General features: G+C 39.2%; 17 protein-coding genes and 1 pseudogene. 2 read left to right on the top strand and 16 right to left on the bottom strand.

Annotated features, from left to right (window positions below):
- Positions 1-54 precede the first annotated feature (54 nt).
- From RBL01_RS09360 to RBL01_RS09390, 7 genes and pseudogenes are all read right to left on the bottom strand, one after another.
- Positions 55-915: a ketose-bisphosphate aldolase gene (locus tag RBL01_RS09360; protein WP_002289226.1), complete on the bottom strand. Its 861-nt coding sequence runs from the start codon at positions 913-915 to the stop codon at positions 55-57.
- Positions 915-2,333 (bottom strand): annotated as a pseudogene (locus tag RBL01_RS09365) (PTS fructose transporter subunit IIC). The gene RBL01_RS09360 and the pseudogene RBL01_RS09365 overlap by 1 nt, the downstream one beginning before the upstream one ends.
- A 56-nt stretch (positions 2,334-2,389) precedes the next feature.
- Positions 2,390-2,839, bottom strand: coding sequence for a PTS sugar transporter subunit IIA (locus RBL01_RS09370; RefSeq protein WP_002296225.1), 450 nt, complete (start codon positions 2,837-2,839; stop codon positions 2,390-2,392).
- 444 nt (positions 2,840-3,283) lie between these two features.
- On the bottom strand, positions 3,284-3,547 hold the full coding sequence (locus RBL01_RS09375) for a type B 50S ribosomal protein L31 (RefSeq protein WP_002290330.1): 264 nt from the start codon (positions 3,545-3,547) through the stop codon (positions 3,284-3,286).
- Positions 3,548-3,645: 98 nt separating this feature from the next.
- Positions 3,646-4,941 (bottom strand): transcription termination factor Rho, encoded by a 1,296-nt coding sequence (gene rho, locus RBL01_RS09380; protein ID WP_002290332.1) that lies wholly within the window; start codon positions 4,939-4,941, stop codon positions 3,646-3,648.
- Positions 4,938-6,209 (bottom strand): UDP-N-acetylglucosamine 1-carboxyvinyltransferase, encoded by a 1,272-nt coding sequence (locus tag RBL01_RS09385; RefSeq protein WP_072538662.1) that lies wholly within the window; start codon positions 6,207-6,209, stop codon positions 4,938-4,940. The genes rho and RBL01_RS09385 overlap by 4 nt, the downstream gene beginning before the upstream one ends.
- Positions 6,210-6,373: 164 nt before the next feature.
- A complete protein-coding gene (locus tag RBL01_RS09390) occupies positions 6,374-7,243 on the bottom strand; it encodes a class II fructose-bisphosphate aldolase (RefSeq protein WP_002294057.1) in 870 nt (289 codons plus the stop codon).
- A 102-nt stretch (positions 7,244-7,345) separates the two neighbouring features.
- Here RBL01_RS09390 and RBL01_RS09395 point away from each other — a divergent pair, with 102 nt between their 5' ends.
- On the top strand, positions 7,346-7,558 hold the full coding sequence (locus tag RBL01_RS09395; protein WP_072538663.1) for a hypothetical protein: 213 nt from the start codon (positions 7,346-7,348) through the stop codon (positions 7,556-7,558).
- On the opposite strand, the gene RBL01_RS09400 is transcribed toward RBL01_RS09395, so the two are convergent.
- From RBL01_RS09400 to RBL01_RS09435, 8 genes are all read right to left on the bottom strand, one after another.
- Positions 7,535-9,145 carry a CTP synthase gene (locus RBL01_RS09400; protein WP_002286999.1) on the bottom strand — a complete coding sequence of 537 codons (1,611 nt, stop codon included), beginning with the start codon at positions 9,143-9,145 and terminating at the stop codon, positions 7,535-7,537. The genes RBL01_RS09395 and RBL01_RS09400 overlap by 24 nt on opposite strands.
- A gap of 178 nt (positions 9,146-9,323) precedes the next feature.
- Positions 9,324-9,611 (bottom strand): hypothetical protein, encoded by a 288-nt coding sequence (locus RBL01_RS09405; protein ID WP_002328217.1) that lies wholly within the window; start codon positions 9,609-9,611, stop codon positions 9,324-9,326.
- A 479-nt stretch (positions 9,612-10,090) separates the two neighbouring features.
- Entirely contained in the window at positions 10,091-11,431 is a 1,341-nt protein-coding gene (gene glnA / locus RBL01_RS09410) for a type I glutamate--ammonia ligase (RefSeq protein ID WP_002287001.1), read from the bottom strand.
- Between the two features lie 27 nt (positions 11,432-11,458).
- Entirely contained in the window at positions 11,459-11,851 is a 393-nt protein-coding gene (locus tag RBL01_RS09415; RefSeq protein ID WP_002299672.1) for a MerR family transcriptional regulator, read from the bottom strand.
- A gap of 228 nt (positions 11,852-12,079) precedes the next feature.
- Positions 12,080-13,309 (bottom strand): GTPase HflX, encoded by a 1,230-nt coding sequence (gene hflX, locus RBL01_RS09420; RefSeq protein ID WP_002289406.1) that lies wholly within the window; start codon positions 13,307-13,309, stop codon positions 12,080-12,082.
- A gap of 1 nt (position 13,310) precedes the next feature.
- Complete coding sequence (miaA, locus tag RBL01_RS09425) at positions 13,311-14,228, bottom strand: tRNA (adenosine(37)-N6)-dimethylallyltransferase MiaA (RefSeq protein WP_002327195.1); 918 nt, start codon at positions 14,226-14,228, stop codon at positions 13,311-13,313.
- A gap of 3 nt (positions 14,229-14,231) precedes the next feature.
- The gene (locus tag RBL01_RS09430; RefSeq protein ID WP_002289404.1) at positions 14,232-14,969 is read right to left on the bottom strand and encodes a glycerophosphodiester phosphodiesterase; all 738 of its coding nucleotides are present in this window, start codon (positions 14,967-14,969) and stop codon (positions 14,232-14,234) included.
- Between the two features lie 90 nt (positions 14,970-15,059).
- Positions 15,060-15,587, bottom strand: coding sequence for a hypothetical protein (locus RBL01_RS09435; RefSeq protein WP_002289403.1), 528 nt, complete (start codon positions 15,585-15,587; stop codon positions 15,060-15,062).
- A 179-nt stretch (positions 15,588-15,766) separates the two neighbouring features.
- Here RBL01_RS09435 and clpP point away from each other — a divergent pair, with 179 nt between their 5' ends.
- Positions 15,767-16,360 carry an ATP-dependent Clp endopeptidase proteolytic subunit ClpP gene (clpP, locus tag RBL01_RS09440; protein WP_002289402.1) on the top strand — a complete coding sequence of 198 codons (594 nt, stop codon included), beginning with the start codon at positions 15,767-15,769 and terminating at the stop codon, positions 16,358-16,360.
- A 103-nt stretch (positions 16,361-16,463) separates the two neighbouring features.
- Here the strand turns inward: clpP and RBL01_RS09445 are convergent, their stop codons facing one another.
- A complete protein-coding gene (locus RBL01_RS09445; RefSeq protein ID WP_002319637.1) occupies positions 16,464-16,949 on the bottom strand; it encodes a gamma carbonic anhydrase family protein in 486 nt (161 codons plus the stop codon).
- Positions 16,950-17,000 lie beyond the last annotated feature (51 nt).

Genomic DNA, 17,000 nt, shown 5'->3' on the forward strand with positions numbered 1-17,000 from the left:
TAAGAAGGTATGACAAGACTATTGTCATACCCTCTTGATCATACATTTTTATTTTTAGTATAAGCTAGCCTTGCCTACTGTGTTCAAAATTTCCATTTTATGTTTGACTACTTCTTGTACCTTTTTATTAGCTGCTGGATAAATTGCATTCGGCTCGTACATCGATGGATTTTCACTCAATATTTCTCTCAAAGCATTGAAAAAGACGCTTTTAAGATCTGAGCTCAAATTCACTTTGGCAACTCCGTATTTTACAGCTTCGCTGACTTCTGCGTCCGGATTACCTGAACCGCCATGTAAAACAAATGGAAGATCGATTTGTTGGTTCAATTCTTTCAGTAAGTCGATATTTAATTTTGGAGTTCTGTTTTTCGGATACAAGCCATGCGCTGTTCCAATTGCTACAGCAAGTGTATCGATTCCTGTTTCTTTCACAAAAATCTTCGCTTGATCAGGATCTGTATAAATGATTGTTTCAGCACCTCCTTCAGCAGAACCATTATTCCCAATCGTTCCAAGCTCAGCCTCCACTGAGACATTTACCGCATGAGCTAACGCAACCACTTTTTTCGTAATCTGTACATTGTCGTCGAATGATTTCAAAGACGCATCGATCATCACGGAAGAATAGCCGTTTCGAATCGCCCGTAAGACATCTTCTATCGTACCGCCATGATCCAAGTGGATAACGATCGGCAGTTTACTTGTATAAGCATAGGCTCTTACTGCCGCAACAAACTCATCACTTAAATAGGCGATTTCATCAGGATGAATTTCTAAGATTACTGGTGCTTCTAATCTCTCTGCTTCTTCGATGATTGCTTTCATCATATCATAGCTGCAAATATTGAAGGCTGGTACTGCAAATTGATTCTCTTTAGCCACTTTCAATAACTCTTTCATTGTATATAACATTACGCTTCCACCTCATTTGTTAGATTTTCATTTTTCGTCCACTTGTCTTGTTTTTTCTCTTTCACTGTTTTTTTCAATAGTCCAAGCATAAAGGCTGTAGTGACTGTACCTTATGCAATTGCCAAGACATACATAGGTAAATTGTTCATAACATTTGGAATTAGCATCACCCAAATCCCTCCATGAGGTGCCATTGAAGTAACTCCTACTGCCATGGAAATCCCTGCAGCGACTGCTGAACCTGTCATCAAACTAGGTATCACGCGGATCGGGTCAGATACCGCAAACGGTATAGCACCTTCTGTAATATACGAAGCGCCTAAAATCCAGCATGATTGACCTGAAGTCCGTTCTTCTTTGGTAAATTTATGTTTGAATAATAAAGTGGCTAAAGCAATACCTAGGGGAGGTGTCATTCCTGCAGCCATACAAGCAGCAATCGGTGCATTTACTCCAGCTGACATCAAACCGATCGAGAAAGTCGAAATCGATTTATTGATCGGCCCACCCATATCAGCTGCCATCATGATCCCGATAAGTAATCCGAACAATAGCCCGGATGTATTTCCCAAGCTATTCAGCCAATTTTTCAAAGCATCCAACACCCATGTGATCGGTTGTTCAATCACAAATACCATCAAAAGCCCAATAATTAAGATCGATAAAAGGGGGACGACAATCAGCTGATAAATAGCAGAAAATTCTTTTTTTACGCTGATTTTATTTGCCAGAAAATCACAGATATACCCTGCTAGCACGCCACCAATCATTCCGCCAAGAAAACCTGAACCACCTGTAGAGGCCAGTAATCCGGCAACAATTCCTGGGGCAAAACCTGCTTTTCCAGCAATCGATGTAGCAATCCCCGCGCCTAACGCAGGAACCATCATGGCAAACGCTGTATCTCCTCCGATCCTTGAAAATGCAGCTGCTAACACATTATAGTCTGCTGAGTTGGGATCAGCCGCTGTAATCCCAAAGGCAAAACTCAGTGCGATGATGATTCCGCCTGCGATCACAAATGGAAGCATGTAATTCACACCATTCATGAAATGATTATAGATTGTCGGCTTTTTCTCATTTGCAGCTGGTTCTTTTTCATTAGACACAACGAATACGCCAATATCTCTCAATGCTTCGTCTATTACTACTTGCGGTTCTTTGATTGCTCGGCTTGTAGAGACACGCTTTACTTTTTTCCCGGCAAATCGGTCCAATTCGATTTCTTTATCTACTGCAAGAATGATTGCATCTGCCTCTTTGATTTCTTGTTCAGATAACTGATTTTCTGTTTTTACACCTTGTGTTTCGAATTTTGCTTGATGGTTTAGATTTCTTGCTGTTACTTCTAATTTTTCTGCCGACATATAAGTATGAGCAATTCCAGTCGGGCAAGCAGTTACACCAACGATTTTCATGATTATTTTCCTCCTTTTTCTTCACTATCGATACTCGGACAAAGACTCTACTATTTTCATTCTTGACTAATCTGTCTGATGATATCTGCTGGCGTAGTGGCTTCTTTTATTCCCTTTCTAAAATCTGCATTCATCAATCGTCTGGAGAGTGTGCTGAGAATCTCTAGATGCATATCTGCTGATTTTTCAGGAACTACGATGGCAAAAATATATTCAATTGGCATTTCATCTATCCCGCTATAGTCCGTTAATTTGGCTGTATGAAAAAAACACAGTGCTGGTTTTGTCACATATTTGCTTTTTGCATGGGGAATCCCAAATCCATCTTCTATTCCTGTGGAGATCTCCTCCTCTCGTTTGAATAGTGCCTTAACGACTTTTTGAACATTTCTTACCTTATTTGTTTTTTTCAACACATCCCCTATTCGCTCAAATAATGATCCTTTTGAATCTATCGATGGATCGAAAACAATCAGTTCTTCTGCGATCAATTGATCAAACCTCATAAAAAACCTCTCCCCCACAAAAAATGTTAACGCTTTCTTAGAACTGAGGTCAGTATAGCATCGCTAGCTGTACCGTTCAATATTATGAATGAACAGAGGAAAAAGACCCATCATCCGCGTGTATAAGTCATTAAAATGAACGATCTAGCTCACAAACAATCGCAAGTCTATAACAAAACAAAAAGCCTTCCTTGAAAGGAAAGCTTAGCTTCTAATTTTAGGTAAATGGTTTTTTACTTCGAAATAACCCCTCTTCATTTCGTTAATATAAGGTGTTTTTATCAAGTGGATAATTAAAACTATATACTAGTTTTTCATTGTTTTGTGCATTATGATCCTACGACTTTTTCAGCATCAAACGAAGTTTTAAATTGGTAAAAAACATAAAAAAACAGACTATCCCTATCAGATAGTCTGCTAAACGTTGAGTTATCAGCGTTTTTATTATTCCGCAGCGTTTGCGTCTTTGAGACCGTATTTTTTGTTGAAACGGTCCACACGTCCGTCTGCTTGTGTGAATTTTTGACGTCCAGTGTAGAATGGATGTGAGTCAGAAGTTACTTCGACACGGATGACTGGGTATGTATTACCGTCTTCCCATTCAACTGTTTCTTGTGAAGTTTTTGTTGAACCTGACAAGAATTTGAAACCAGTTGTTGAATCCATGAATACTACTGGGTGGTAATCTGGATGGATGTTTTCTTTCATGATTTTTTCGCTCCTTTGCCCTGCTCCATTTGCTGAACCAGAGTTGATTTGTCGATTTACAACATTAACATCTTAACATGTTTCAGTCAAGGTTGCAATTATCTTTTCAGATTTCTGGTCGGATTTTTTTTACCAAAGGAGACATCTTGAAATTCTTTGAAAAATTGCTGATTGTTTTTTGTTTTACGCAAAAAGCGGATCAGTTGTTCCGTATATTCTAATGAATCTCCAGTCATATTTTTTCGAAGTTTCCAAATTTCTTCTAATTCTTCACTTGGCATCAATAATTCTTCTTTTCGGGTACCTGATTTTTTGATATCGATGGCTGGGAAGATCCGACGCTCGGATAACTCGCGTGAAAGTTGTAATTCTAGATTTCCAGTTCCCTTGAATTCTTCATAGATCACGTCATCCATACGGCTTCCTGTATCGACTAAAGCGGTCGCTAAAATCGTCAAACTGCCACCTTCTTCGATGTTTCTTGCTGCCCCGAAAAATTTCTTAGGTTTATACAATGCGGCTGGGTCAATCCCGCCACTCAATGTACGTCCGCTTGGTGGAACAACTAAGTTATAAGCTCGAGCAAGTCTAGTAATGCTATCCATCAAGATAACGACATCTCGTTTATCTTCGACTAAACGCATAGCACGCTCCAATACTAATTCAGAAACTCGAGTATGGTTTTGCGGCTGCAGATCAAATGTTGAAGATACCACGTCGCCTTTCACGCTTCGTTCTAAGTCAGTTACTTCTTCCGGTCGTTCATCAATCAGTAGAACGATCAATTCTACTTCCGGATAGTTTTCTGTGATGCCATTCGCGATTTCTTTTAATACAGAAGTTTTCCCTGCTTTTGGCGGTGCGACGATCAATCCACGCTGACCAAAACCGATTGGAGAAAAGATATCGATCATTCGGGTAGATAGTCTTTGCGGTGTTGTTTCCAGTTGAAGCTGTCTTTGCGGATAAAGAGGTGTTAAGGCTGGAAAATGCGGACGTTCTTTTGCTTCTTCCGGATCTTTTCCATTAACGCTTTCCACGTGCATCAAACCATAATAACGTTCCGATTCTTTAGGTGGACGGGCTTTTCCTGCCACTTTGTCCCCATTTCTCAAACTGAATCGTCTGATTTGTGAGGCAGAAATATAGATATCTTCTGCACTTGGTCCATAATTGATTGGCCGTAAAAAACCGTAACCATCTTGACCAACGATATCCAATATTCCTTCCATATAATAAAATCCTTGTTTCTCTGCTTGTGCACGAATCACAGCTAGAGATAATTCCTTTTTGTTCATCTTACTGTAATAAGGAATTTTAAATTCTTTGGCATAACTATAAACTTCTTTTAACGTTTTGTTCTCTAGTTCTGCCATTGTCAAATAATCGCTCATTCAGCTCCCACTTCCTCTATCATTTCAATTGATGCCCCTAAGGCTGTTAGTTTCTCGATAATATGATCATAACCGCGTAAGATATAATCTACATTGTAAATCGTCGTTGTCCCTTCTGCCAATAGTCCAGCAATCACTAAACAAGCACCTGCCCGAAGATCAGAAGCCACGACTTCTGTGCCGTGAAGTTTATTTGGACCATTCACGATGATCATATTTCCTTCCACGGTAATATCAGCGCCCATTCGTGCTAGTTCGGGCACATGATTCACACGTTTCGCATAGATCGTATCGATGATTTCTGAAGTGCCTGTAGTCATCAATAGAAGCGCAGTAAGTGGCTGCTGCAGATCTGTGGCAAATCCTGGATAAGGATAGGTCATGATGTTTGCGGGTTTTAATTCTTTCGAGGGGTAAACTTCGATTTCATCTTCGCTGATTTTCATATGGACACCAATTTCCTGCAATTTTGCTATAAAGCTTTCCAAATGTTCAAAGATCACATTTTTCACTTTGATACCATTTCCTACTGCAGCTGCTAATGCTAGATAGGTTCCTGCTTCGATGCGGTCAGGAATCATGAAATGCCGACAGCCATGTAATGTTTCGACTCCTTCGATACGGATCACATCTGTACCCGCTCCTCGAACTTTCGCCCCCATATTATTCAGTAAAGTTGCCACATCTATGATTTCCGGTTCTCGTGCAGCGTTTTCAATTACTGTCTGTCCTTTTGCTTTTACAGCAGCTAACATCACATTGATCGTTGCTCCGACTGAAACCACGTCCATGAAAATCCGATTGCCACGCAATCCTTTATTTTCTGTCCGTAAATACATGGCACCATGTTCATTTGTCACTTCAGCACCTAGAGATTCAAATCCTTTGACGTGTAGATCAATCGGTCTAGGGCCTAAATAACAGCCACCTGGCAGGCCTACTACCGCTTCGCCAAATTTACCAAGCAGTGTTCCCATAAAATAATAAGAAGCACGCAAACTATTGATTTTTCCGTGCGGCATCGGAATCGATACGATTTCTCGAGGATCGATTTCTAGTATGTTGTTGGAAAAATGGACAGTTGCGCCCATGATCTCTAAAATTTCAATTAATGAATGAACATCTTGTATGTCCGGCACACCTTCCAAGATCACTGGGGAATCAGCTAAGATTGCAGCTGGAATCAATGCGACTGCACTATTTTTTGCACCGCTGATCGTTACTTCACCAGCTAAAGGTCGGTTTCCTTTGATTACGATTTTTTTCATCTGTTTCCACCTTGTTTATTAATCTTTTTTCATGGATATGCTTGTATTTTATCATAGATAAAAAAAAGAAACGAGCATGGTCTGCCGTTTTAAGTAAAAAAGAATGGAGAACGACTTTTGAAGTCGTTCTCCATTCCTATATATCGTATCTGTTATGTGGATGCTTACGCTTTGTTAGCTGAACCGAACCAGTCGATATGAGATTTAGCATCTTCAACGATTGCTGCTTTACCTGGAGCTAATAATTTACGAGGGTCGAATCCTTTACCTTCTTTATCTTTACCAGCTTCGATATATTTACGAGTAGCTGCAGCAAATGATAATTGGAATTCAGTGTTAACATTTACTTTTGAGATACCCATTGAGATAGCTTTTTCGATTTGATCTTGAGGAATACCTGATCCGCCATGTAATACTAAAGGCATGTCTGGACCTACAGCATCAGCAATTGCTTGTAAGTGGTCAAAAGCTAATCCTTTCCAGTTTTCTGGATATTGACCATGGATGTTACCGATACCGCAAGCTAAGTAGTCGATACCTGTAGCAACCATTTGTTTGCATTCTTCAATATCAGCTAATTCGCCGTTACCGATGATTCCGTCTTCTTCTCCGCCGATTGAACCAACTTCACATTCAACTGAGATACCTTTTGCATGTGCTTTTTCAACAACGTCTTTAGCTAATTTCAAGTTTTCTTCAAATGGTAGATGTGAACCATCGAACATTACTGAAGTATAGCCTAATTCGATACATTCCAAAGCAGCTTCGTAGTCACCATGGTCTAAGTGGATAGCAACTGGAACAGTGATGTTCATTGCTTCAACTAAATCAGTGATTAAATCTTTACAGATTTTGTAACCACCCATGTATTTAGCTGCACCCATTGATGTTTGGATAAGTACTGGTGCTTGTTTTGCTTCAGCCGCTTCAAGGATTGCTTGAGTCCATTCCAAGTTGTTTGTGTTGAATCCGCCGACAGCGTAACCGCCTTTACGAGCAGCTTTTAAAAATTCAGCTCCTGATACTACTGGCATAATAAAATTCCTCCTAAGTTTTGTAAAACTAAATTTGTTAAGACAATTCTTAACCAACGACCCTATTTTACCAAACATTTCGGTAGTTTTCTACTAAAATCAATGAAAATGAAAATTTTCAAGAAGTTTTTTGCAAAAAATAAAATATCCAATAGCGCTTTAATCGAAAAAAGTCTTTTGATTTCTATCTTTTTTCCTACAAATAATAACAAATCAGAAAAAGAGAAAAGTGACAAGAAAATTGCTTATCCCCTTCTCTTGCTACTTTTCTCTTTCTATCAAGCTCAAAAATTATTTTGTTTCATGATCTGCTAATGATGCTCCGACAAATGCTTTGATTAATTTTTGCGGGCGATTTGGACGAGAAATCAATTCTGGGTGGAATTGGCATCCCACAAAGAATTTTTTCTCTGGCAGCTCTACGATTTCTACTAAACGGTTATCTGGTGAGACACCTGAAAAGACTAGCCCTTGTTCTTCAAACAATTGACGATATTTGTTGTTGAACTCATAGCGGTGACGGTGACGTTCTTGCACAACATCGGCTCCATCATATGCTTCAGCCGTCTTCGTTCCTTTTTTGATTTTACATGGGTATAATCCAAGGCGTAAAGTTCCACCCAAATTCTCGATGTTTTCCTGATCAGCCATTAAATCAATAATATTGTTTGCTGTATCTGGATTCGTTTCAGCTGATGACGCATCTTCTAATCCAACGACGTTACGTGCAAATTCGACACAAGCCATCTGCATACCAAGACAAATACCTAAAAACGGAACGTCATTTTCGCGAGCATAACGAATCGCTTCGATTTTCCCTTCTACTCCGCGATCACCAAATCCACCAGGAACCAAGATTCCATCTGCGTCTTTCAAACGTTCTTCTACATTTTCTCTCGTTAATTCTTGTGCTTTGATCCAATCGATCTCGATGTCTGAATTATAGGCGAAACCAGAATGTTTCAATGCTTCAACTACTGAGATATATGCATCTGGTAACTCGACATATTTACCGACAAGCGCAATCCGTACTTTTTTCTTCAAGTTCAAGACACGTTCTTCTAATTCTTTCCATTCTGTCATGTCTGCTTCTGGTGTATCTAGTTTCAAATGGTCGCAAACAATTTGATCCATTCCTTGTGCTTGTAAAACTAATGGGATGGAGTAAAGTGTATCTACATCTGGCGACTCGATAACTGCTTCTGGTTCGACATCACAAAATTGTGCCAATTTATTTTTCACGCTTTGAGAAACAGGTTGCTCTGTACGTACCACCAAAATATTCGGTTGGATACCTAAACCACGTAGCTCTTTTACACTGTGCTGCGTTGGTTTAGTTTTCATTTCTCCAGCAGCTTTCAAGTAAGGAATCAATGTTGTATGGATATACATAACATTATCTGTACCGACATCTGCTTTCATTTGACGAAGTGCTTCAAGGAATGGCAAAGATTCTATATCACCTACTGTTCCCCCTACTTCTGTAATGATCACATCTGAATCAGTCATTTTAGCTGCTCGCATGATTTTTTCTTTGATCTCATTTGTAATATGAGGAATAACTTGAACAGTTGCTCCCAAGTATTCGCCCTTACGTTCTTTACGCAAAACTTCAGAATAGATTTTTCCTGTGGTCACGTTGGAGTATTTGTTCAAATTGATGTCAATAAAACGTTCGTAGTGGCCCAGATCCAAATCTGTTTCAGCACCATCATCTGTTACGAATACTTCTCCGTGCTGATATGGGCTCATCGTCCCCGGATCCACGTTGATGTATGGATCAAATTTTTGGATAGTTACTTTTAAGCCGCGGTTTTTCAATAAGCGTCCTAAAGAAGCTGCAACAATCCCTTTTCCGATTGATGAAACGACACCGCCGGTCACAAAAATATATTTTGTCATAAGTTCAAAAACTCCTTTTTAATTTATGTGCAGGAAAAGTCTCAGAAAATAAACAAAGCTCCCTATTCTTCAATAAGAATAGGGAGCCGAAATTTCTGTAAACTTCTGACCCTCTAAAAGGGCGCCCAAAGTGTATAATACAAGCTGACTAAGGGAAAGTCAAGTACTCAAATGAATACTATCCGCTTACAATTTTTTCTTTTTCGATATCCTTTGAGAAATTATTTCTTAAGTCCTTTATGAGTGCAAAAAAATTTAATCCACATAATAGGCTTGATATAAACATAGTTAACGTTAAACCTAAGCAAATCAGAAAATCGTTACTGAAAAATTTTAAGTGAAACAATAGATAAAAAAATAAAACAAACATTATGATAGATAATATCCCACCTAACAAAGAACTACTTTTTCCTACTTGCAGCAACAGTTTATATAGCTTATCGTAGAAACAATCTTTTTCTTTCACCCTTATTTACCTCCTTTACGTAAAAAACGTAGTCCACAGTTCTCGGATTTTTGGCATATCTTTTCTATTAAATAATATCAAAAACAAAACAGTTCCACTAATTTTTTCAAAGATGACCTTTTTTTCAACAAAAGTGCCTTGTAGGGATTCATTGAAGGTAACGAATCACATAAGTAAAAAATAAGGAGATGCGACAAAAGTCGTGCCTCCTTATTTCTAAATAAACGGTGTTCTCCTGCCAACTCCTCGGTCACAAGTCACAATATCCATCAAACATGAGAAGCTGTTTTTGAAATTGCTCCTTGTGACTCAGAGTTAAACGGCAGGCTTACGACCTCTTGATAAACGGTGTTCAATCAGTTGACCCTCGGTATTAGCTCAAAAAACGGCAAAATATGAGGAACTATTTTGCCGTTTGTTTCTCTAATACTCAGGTCAAAACGCTGATTTCACAGCCTCTAATTCACGTTATTCCTGTTTTAATAAAGTTCTAGATATTGTTCTCTTTCCCACTCGGAAACAGTTTGTCTGAATGCCGCCCATTCGAGACGTTTTGCTTCAACAAAATTTGAGAAGATATGTTGTCCTAATGCGTCAATCATTACATTATCCTTACGCAATTCTTTGATAGCATTATGGATAGTTGAAGGTAAGTCCTGGATATGTGCAGCTTCTCTTTCTTCCTCATCCATTACATAAATGTTACGGTCAACAGCTGCTGGCGGTGTGATCTGATTACGGATACCGTCTAGTCCTGCTTGCAACAATACTGCCATTGCCAAGTATGGGTTTGCAGATGGATCAACTGACCGCAATTCCAAACGTGTGGATAAACCGCGAGATTCTGGTACACGTACTAATGGCGAACGATTACGGCCACTCCATGCGACATAAACAGGCGCTTCATAACCTGGAACGAGACGTTTATAAGAATTGACTGTTGGATTGCAAACGGCTGTGTAGGCACGAGCATGTTTCAGCAAACCACCTAAGAAATGATAAGCTGTTTCACTTAGTTCCAATTCACCGTCTTTATCATAGAAAACATTTCCTTCATCATTGAACAAAGACATATTGCAATGCATACCAGAACCATTGATCCCAAATAACGGTTTCGGCATGAAAGTCGCGTGAAGTCCATGCTTGCGTGCAATCGTTTTGACAACGAGCTTGAAGGTTTGGATATTATCACAAGCATCTACCACATCTGCATATTTAAAGTCAATTTCATGCTGTCCTGGCGCTACTTCATGATGTGAAGCTTCCACTTCAAAGCCTAGACTTTCTAATTCCAACACGATGTCACGGCGGCAATTTTCACCTAAATCTGTTGGCGCAAAATCAAAATAACCACCTTTATCATTCAAGGTCGTTGTGATCCCACCGTCTTCGTCTAATTTAAATAAGAAGAATTCTGGTTCAGGTCCTAAATTGAAAGAGGTAAAACCAAGGTCGCGCATATCTTTCAATGCTCGTTTCAAATTCCCGCGAGGATCGCCGGCAAATGGTGTCCCATCCGGATTATAGATATCACAAATTAAACGAGCAACTTTTCCATGAGCACTTTCCCATGGGAAGATCATCCAAGTGGAGAGATCTGGATACAAATACATATCGCTTTCTTCAATTCGAACAAATCCTTCAATCGAAGAACCGTCAAACATCATTTTGTTTTCTAATACTTTGTCGATCTGGCTCACTGGAACTTCTACATTTTTGATCGTACCTAAGATGTCTGTGAACATCAATCGTAAAAATCGTACGTTTTCTTCCTCAATGATTCGTTTGATTTCTTCACCTGTTATCTGTTTCTTTACCATGGTATCCCTCTTCCTTTTTTAATTTATTCAGTCAAAGAATTGTCTTTGCAATCCTTGCGACTGATAATGACCTGTTTTGCTTAACCCGCCTTGCGCCAAAATCTCATCACGAAAAATTTGTCGAACGTCATGATCCGTCAACGGCTTCTTGTTTTTTGCTTCTTGTTTTTTCGCCTGTGCCATTTCGTATACACGTTTGATCCCAGCCATATTCAATCCATCTGAAAGATAGTCTTTAATCTCAAGCAGCATATCAATATCATTCAGCGAATACATACGTCGGTTTCCTTCGCTTCGTTCCGGATGAACTAAATCTTGTTCTTCATAATAGCGAATTTGCCGAGCAGACAAATCAGTCAGCTTCATAACTGTACCAATTGGAAATACGGACATAGATCGGCGCAATTCCTTTTCTCCCATCAGACGTCCCCTTTCGTTTTATAAGTTGGCTAAAGTGTACCAATTAAAAAAAATATTGTCAACTGCATATGTTAGGTTTTCTAACATGAGATCTCTATTTTTTTATAAAATAACAAAAAATAAGAAAACAAAAAAGGTATCTAGTTGATTTTCGTACCAGATATCTTTTATTTTTTATTATACTGTACTATCCTTTATTAGTGTTTTTATTGTTAAAAAAACAAAATTTTATTGGTTTTTTCTTAACCATTTTGAATTGGTTTTTGCAAACCCTTTAACTTCATATTCGTTTGTTTCTTCCATGTACGCTTCGTCCAAAACCATTGTTTGTCTTCTCAACTCGCTTAATTTCTGTCCTTCGTTGCTTGGCACAGAAAGTGTATAAGGGGTCATTAGTTCCATCAGCTGACGTTTGATTGCTTCGATCAACGCCATCTTACCTTCTTTCGTCTGAGTAGAAATCAATACGTTCGGGAATAGCGTAGGCGTGAACATCGCTGGGTCGATCTGGTCTGCCTTATTGTAAACAGTCAGTATCGGCATTTCTTTCATATTCAGTTCATCCATCAATTTTAGGACAGTCTGCTCCTGTAAAATACGATCTGGAGAACTAGCATCGACTACATGTAGCAAAAGATCCATATTTTGACTTTCTTCTAATGTAGAATGGAAAGCATCGATCAGTTGCGTAGGCAGGTCTTGGATGAACCCGACGGTATCCGTTACAGTAATCTCAAATCCTTCAGCAAAACGCCATCTCTTAGTCAATGGATCTAACGTTGCAAACAATTGATCTTTCGAATAAGTATCCGCTTGTGTCAATAGATTCAAGATAGTTGACTTTCCGGCATTCGTGTAGCCAATAAGTCCAATCTGAAAAATCTCGCTATTTTTTCTTTTTTGGCGATTGCGCTCTCGATGAGCTTCTACTTCTTTCAATTCTTTCTTAACAGCAAAAATTTTATTCCGTATATGTCGGCGGTCTGTTTCTAACTTTGTTTCACCTGGCCCTCTTGTTCCGATCCCACCGCCAAGACGAGATAATGTTTTCCCTTGCCCTACTAAACGAGGCAGCAGGTATTCTAACTGAGCAAGTTCAACCTGCAGCTTCCCTTCTTTCGAACGAGCACGCATCGCAAAAATATCTAAGATCAGCTGCACGCGATCAATTACCGGAAGACCAACAGCATCGGTAATCAGTTGGCTCTGTCTCGGAGTTAGCTCATGATTAAAGATGATCAAATCCGCTTCATGCGCATCCGCTTGTTGAACTAATTCTTGTAATTTTCCTTTACCGATAATCGTTTGCCGATCCACTTGTGGTCTCTTTTGTGTAATTGTGAATACGACTTCTCCTGATGCGGTATTCGTCAGCTGAACTAGCTCTTCCATTGACTCTGAAAAGTAACGCTGGTTTGCTTCGGTTTCTACCCCTACGATGATCACTTTTTCTTCCATTTTATTCCGCCTCCAGCCATTTTTTGATTGTTTGCTCAATCTGACTTTTTTGATTTGGCTCACTTATAAGATCAAACCACTGTGCATCCAAACGGTTACGAAACCACGTCAACTGACGTTTCGCGTATCTTCTCGAATGTAGTTTGACTTGTTCTGTTGCTTCTTCCAATGTTTCTTTCCCTTCAAAATAAGGGAAAAATTCTTTATATCCAATACCTTGACTGGCCTGGACTTCTCCAAGCTCATACACCTTACGCGCTTCTGCTACTAAACCTTCTGCTAGCATCAAATCGACTCTTTGATTGATTCGTTCATAAAGAATACTACGCTTCGTATCTAATCCAATCATGAGGTAATCATACAATTGCTTTGGCTCTTCTTTAGGTGCCGTGATACTATGTCCTGTCGTCTCTAAAACTTCCAGAGCTCTTATCACCTTTCGTTGATTGTTCCAGTGGATTTTCTCAGAAGCTGCCGGGTCTTTTTCTTTCAACTGATTCCATAATGCTTGGGAACCAGTTGTCTCGGCTAACGTTTCATACTTTTTTCTAATCTCAGGATTCGCTTCTTCTGTCGCCCCTAACTGGTAATCGTATAGAAGGGATTGGATATACAGACCCGTGCCACCAGCGATGATAGGTAGATGCTCTCGGTTCGCAATCTCGGTAATCAATTGTCGACCTGAATGCTGAAAATCAGCGGCTGAGTAACGTTGAGTAGGTTCGATCACATCAATCAAATGATGCGGAACATTATTCATCTCTTCTTCTTTGATTTTTGCTGTACCGATATCCAGATTTTTATAGATTTGCAGTGAATCACCACTGATGATCTCTCCTCCAAATAGTTGTGCGAGTTCCACACTTAGCGCTGTTTTACCGACTGCTGTCGGACCGACGATCACTAATACTTTTTCCATATTTTACCTACTTTTCGTTGATTGTTTCCACCGAAGAGCTTTCTCCGGAAAATCAGTTATTATTCCATCTATTTTGAGTTCTTGACATTTGGCCATTTCTTCTTCATCGTTAATCGTCCATGCACGAATTGCTTTTGGAAAATCAGCTGCCTGGACTGGATGTTCGAACAACCAAGTATTTTTTGGATGTACTCCTTCTATATAAGGGGTTTCTGCTGCTAGTTGGATCTTTTTATCAGAAGTACTCATCAATAAGTCCAGCTGTATCTCCGGTTCCAGTAATGCGATTTTTTCCAAAGAATCCAAATGAAAGCTGCAATATGCATGTTGAAAAGGCCAATCTCTACTTTTTAATGTTTCGGCTAATTTTTCTTCGATACCGGGATATTCATACTGATCAGTTTTAATTTCAATCATTAGCATCCCTCGGTAATTTTTTTGGAGGAGCAGTCCTAACACTTCTCTCAATTCAGGAACTTTAGCTGCTGGAAATTCTTTGCTGAATTTGCCCCCTGCATTCAATTTTTTGAGTTCTTCCAATGTTTTTTCTCGAATCAGCCCTTTACCGTTAGTCGTCCGGTCCACTTCTTCGTCGTGCATAACGATCAAATAACCATCTTTGCTTAGATGGACATCTAGTTCGATACCATCTGCACCTACTCGTACAGCTTCTGCAAATGCAGGAAGCGTATTTTCTGGGTGGGTGCCGCTACTTCCGCGATGGGCATAGATTTGTAACATCTTTCTTCACTCCGTTCAGTTCTATTGTATCATTAAGAAAAAAAGAAAGCATTACCACGCTCTCATGTGCAACGGCAATGCTTCAAAATATCAGCTCCAAACATCATCTTTCGAGAAGAAACCAATCGGCTGGCGCGTCATAGTCTTCAACTGAGCTTTTTTTTCATTGATCATTTCAGTCAGACTATCCGTAAAATTCTCTAAAATCACGCGTCCGCCTTTATAAGCATATCCACCAATCTTCATTGTTTCATCTGGAGATAAAATCACTTTTCGATGGGAGATATTCTTAAATAGCTCGTCTAAAATATAATTTGGCAAATAAAAACTATTTTGCGCTGAAAATGATTGGAGATACGCAAAATCGTCAATCGTGATATAACAATCATCAAATGCATCAAAGCTGACATATTCTTCCATCAGCGTTGTCCGTTTCTGCAAGATCTCGTTGATCTTTTTATTTAATTGATTCAGCGTCTCGATTTCTTTGACTTTCAATTCCAATTCACGTCTACGCTGTTCTTTATTTTCCAAGTGACGCATTTGCAGTATCATGCCAATATAGACAACTACAGCACCTGTCAGCACTCCGATAAGACCAGTAATACCAACTATCAATCTGTTATTCCTCCTTGTTTTGTTTCTCTGCTTATCATACCATAAAGCGGGTTTATGCGACTAATTTGCCTAAGTTTTTTATTTGACCTTTTTTGACCAAAAATGTATACTACATTTTAGGTATTAGAAACTAAATTATGGTACACTATTTCTAAACGAAATCAAGGAGGAACTCTATTATGAATTTAATTCCTACAGTCATTGAACAATCTTCACGAGGTGAAAGAGCTTACGATATCTACTCACGTTTATTGAAAGACCGTATCATCATGTTAAGCGGCCAAGTAACAGATGATCTTGCTAATTCGATCATCGCCCAATTGCTTTTCTTAGACGCTCAAGATTCTGAAAAAGATATCTATCTTTATATCAATTCTCCTGGTGGTTCAGTTACAGCAGGTATGGCTATTTACGACACAATGAACTTTGTCAAAGCAGATGTCCAAACAATTGTTATGGGTATGGCTGCTTCAATGGGAAGCTTCTTGCTGACAGCTGGTACAAAAGGTAAACGATTTGCTTTACCAAATGCTGAGATCATGATCCATCAACCTCTTGGCGGCGCTCAAGGGCAAGCAACTGAAATCGAAATTGCGGCACGCCATATTTTGCAAACACGCGAACGCTTAAACAAAATTTTAGCTGAACGCACTGGACAACCGCTTGAAGTGATTGAAAAAGATACAGATCGTGACAACTATATGACAGCTGAACAAGCAAAAGCATATGGATTGATCGATGAAGTCATGGAAAACAGTTCTTCATTAAATTAATCTGTTTCAAAGGAAGCTTTTTTAAGCTCTCTTATCTAAACCAAATAAAAAAGGATGGTCAACTCAAACTGACCATCCTTTTTTATTTTATGGATGCTACTGCCTATCTTTGCTCCTTGAATTTTCCTTGCGCATGCATCCGACCTATCTCGACATAATGCTGGATGTTTTCTTTGTTTTTTTGTATTTCTTCTTTTGTCAAAGGACGGATCACTTTAGCTGGGCGACCAAAAGCCAAGACATTAGGAGGAATAACTTTTCCTTCTGTTACTAATGATCCAGCACCAATCAAACTATTCTCACCAATAACCGCATGATTCAATATCGTGGTCCCCATCCCGATCAGCGCCCCTTTTTCGATTGTACAGCCATGTAGCATGCACTGATGTCCTACCGTCACATTCTCCGCAATATCTACAGGTGCATCATGATCGACATGGATGATTGTACCATCTTGGATATTCGTTCTTTGTCCTACTTTTATCCAATTACTGTCCCCGCGTAAAACAGCTTGATACCAGATCGTCACATCTTCTGACAATGTCACGTCACCAATCACTGTGGCATTTGATGCTATAAACCGTTCCATATTTATTTTTCTCCTTTCATTTTTTGTAGAAACTAATCCTATTGAATAAAG

This window comes from Enterococcus sp. SB12 (assembly GCF_030910025.2).
In the GTDB taxonomy this organism is placed as follows: Bacteria; Bacillota; Bacilli; order Lactobacillales; family Enterococcaceae; genus Enterococcus_B; species Enterococcus_B faecium.

Excerpts from the sequence above, each read along its gene's own strand:
- miaA (WP_002327195.1), bottom strand. The coding sequence starts at position 14,228 with ATGGAAAAAGTATTAGTGATCGTCGGTCCGACAGCAGTCGGTAAAACA.
- RBL01_RS09430 (WP_002289404.1), bottom strand. The coding sequence starts at position 14,969 with ATGTTACAAATCTATGCCCATCGCGGAAGTAGCGGCACCCACCCAGAA.
- hflX (WP_002289406.1), bottom strand. The coding sequence starts at position 13,309 with ATGGAAGAAAAAGTGATCATCGTAGGGGTAGAAACCGAAGCAAACCAG.
- glnA (WP_002287001.1), bottom strand. The coding sequence starts at position 11,431 with ATGGTAAAGAAACAGATAACAGGTGAAGAAATCAAACGAATCATTGAG.
- RBL01_RS09360 (WP_002289226.1), bottom strand. The coding sequence starts at position 915 with ATGTTATATACAATGAAAGAGTTATTGAAAGTGGCTAAAGAGAATCAA.
- RBL01_RS09445 (WP_002319637.1), bottom strand. The coding sequence starts at position 16,949 with ATGGAACGGTTTATAGCATCAAATGCCACAGTGATTGGTGACGTGACA.
- RBL01_RS09370 (WP_002296225.1), bottom strand. The coding sequence starts at position 2,839 with ATGAGGTTTGATCAATTGATCGCAGAAGAACTGATTGTTTTCGATCCA.
- rho (WP_002290332.1), bottom strand. The coding sequence starts at position 4,941 with ATGAGCGATTATTTGACAATGGCAGAACTAGAGAACAAAACGTTAAAA.
- RBL01_RS09390 (WP_002294057.1), bottom strand. The coding sequence starts at position 7,243 with ATGCCAGTAGTATCAGGAGCTGAATTTTTAAAAGCTGCTCGTAAAGGC.
- RBL01_RS09415 (WP_002299672.1), bottom strand. The coding sequence starts at position 11,851 with ATGGGAGAAAAGGAATTGCGCCGATCTATGTCCGTATTTCCAATTGGT.
- RBL01_RS09395 (WP_072538663.1), top strand. The coding sequence starts at position 7,346 with ATGAAAATGAAAATTTTCAAGAAGTTTTTTGCAAAAAATAAAATATCC.
- RBL01_RS09400 (WP_002286999.1), bottom strand. The coding sequence starts at position 9,145 with ATGACAAAATATATTTTTGTGACCGGCGGTGTCGTTTCATCAATCGGA.
- clpP (WP_002289402.1), top strand. The coding sequence starts at position 15,767 with ATGAATTTAATTCCTACAGTCATTGAACAATCTTCACGAGGTGAAAGA.
- RBL01_RS09375 (WP_002290330.1), bottom strand. The coding sequence starts at position 3,547 with ATGAAAGAAAACATCCATCCAGATTACCACCCAGTAGTATTCATGGAT.
- RBL01_RS09385 (WP_072538662.1), bottom strand. The coding sequence starts at position 6,209 with ATGAAAAAAATCGTAATCAAAGGAAACCGACCTTTAGCTGGTGAAGTA.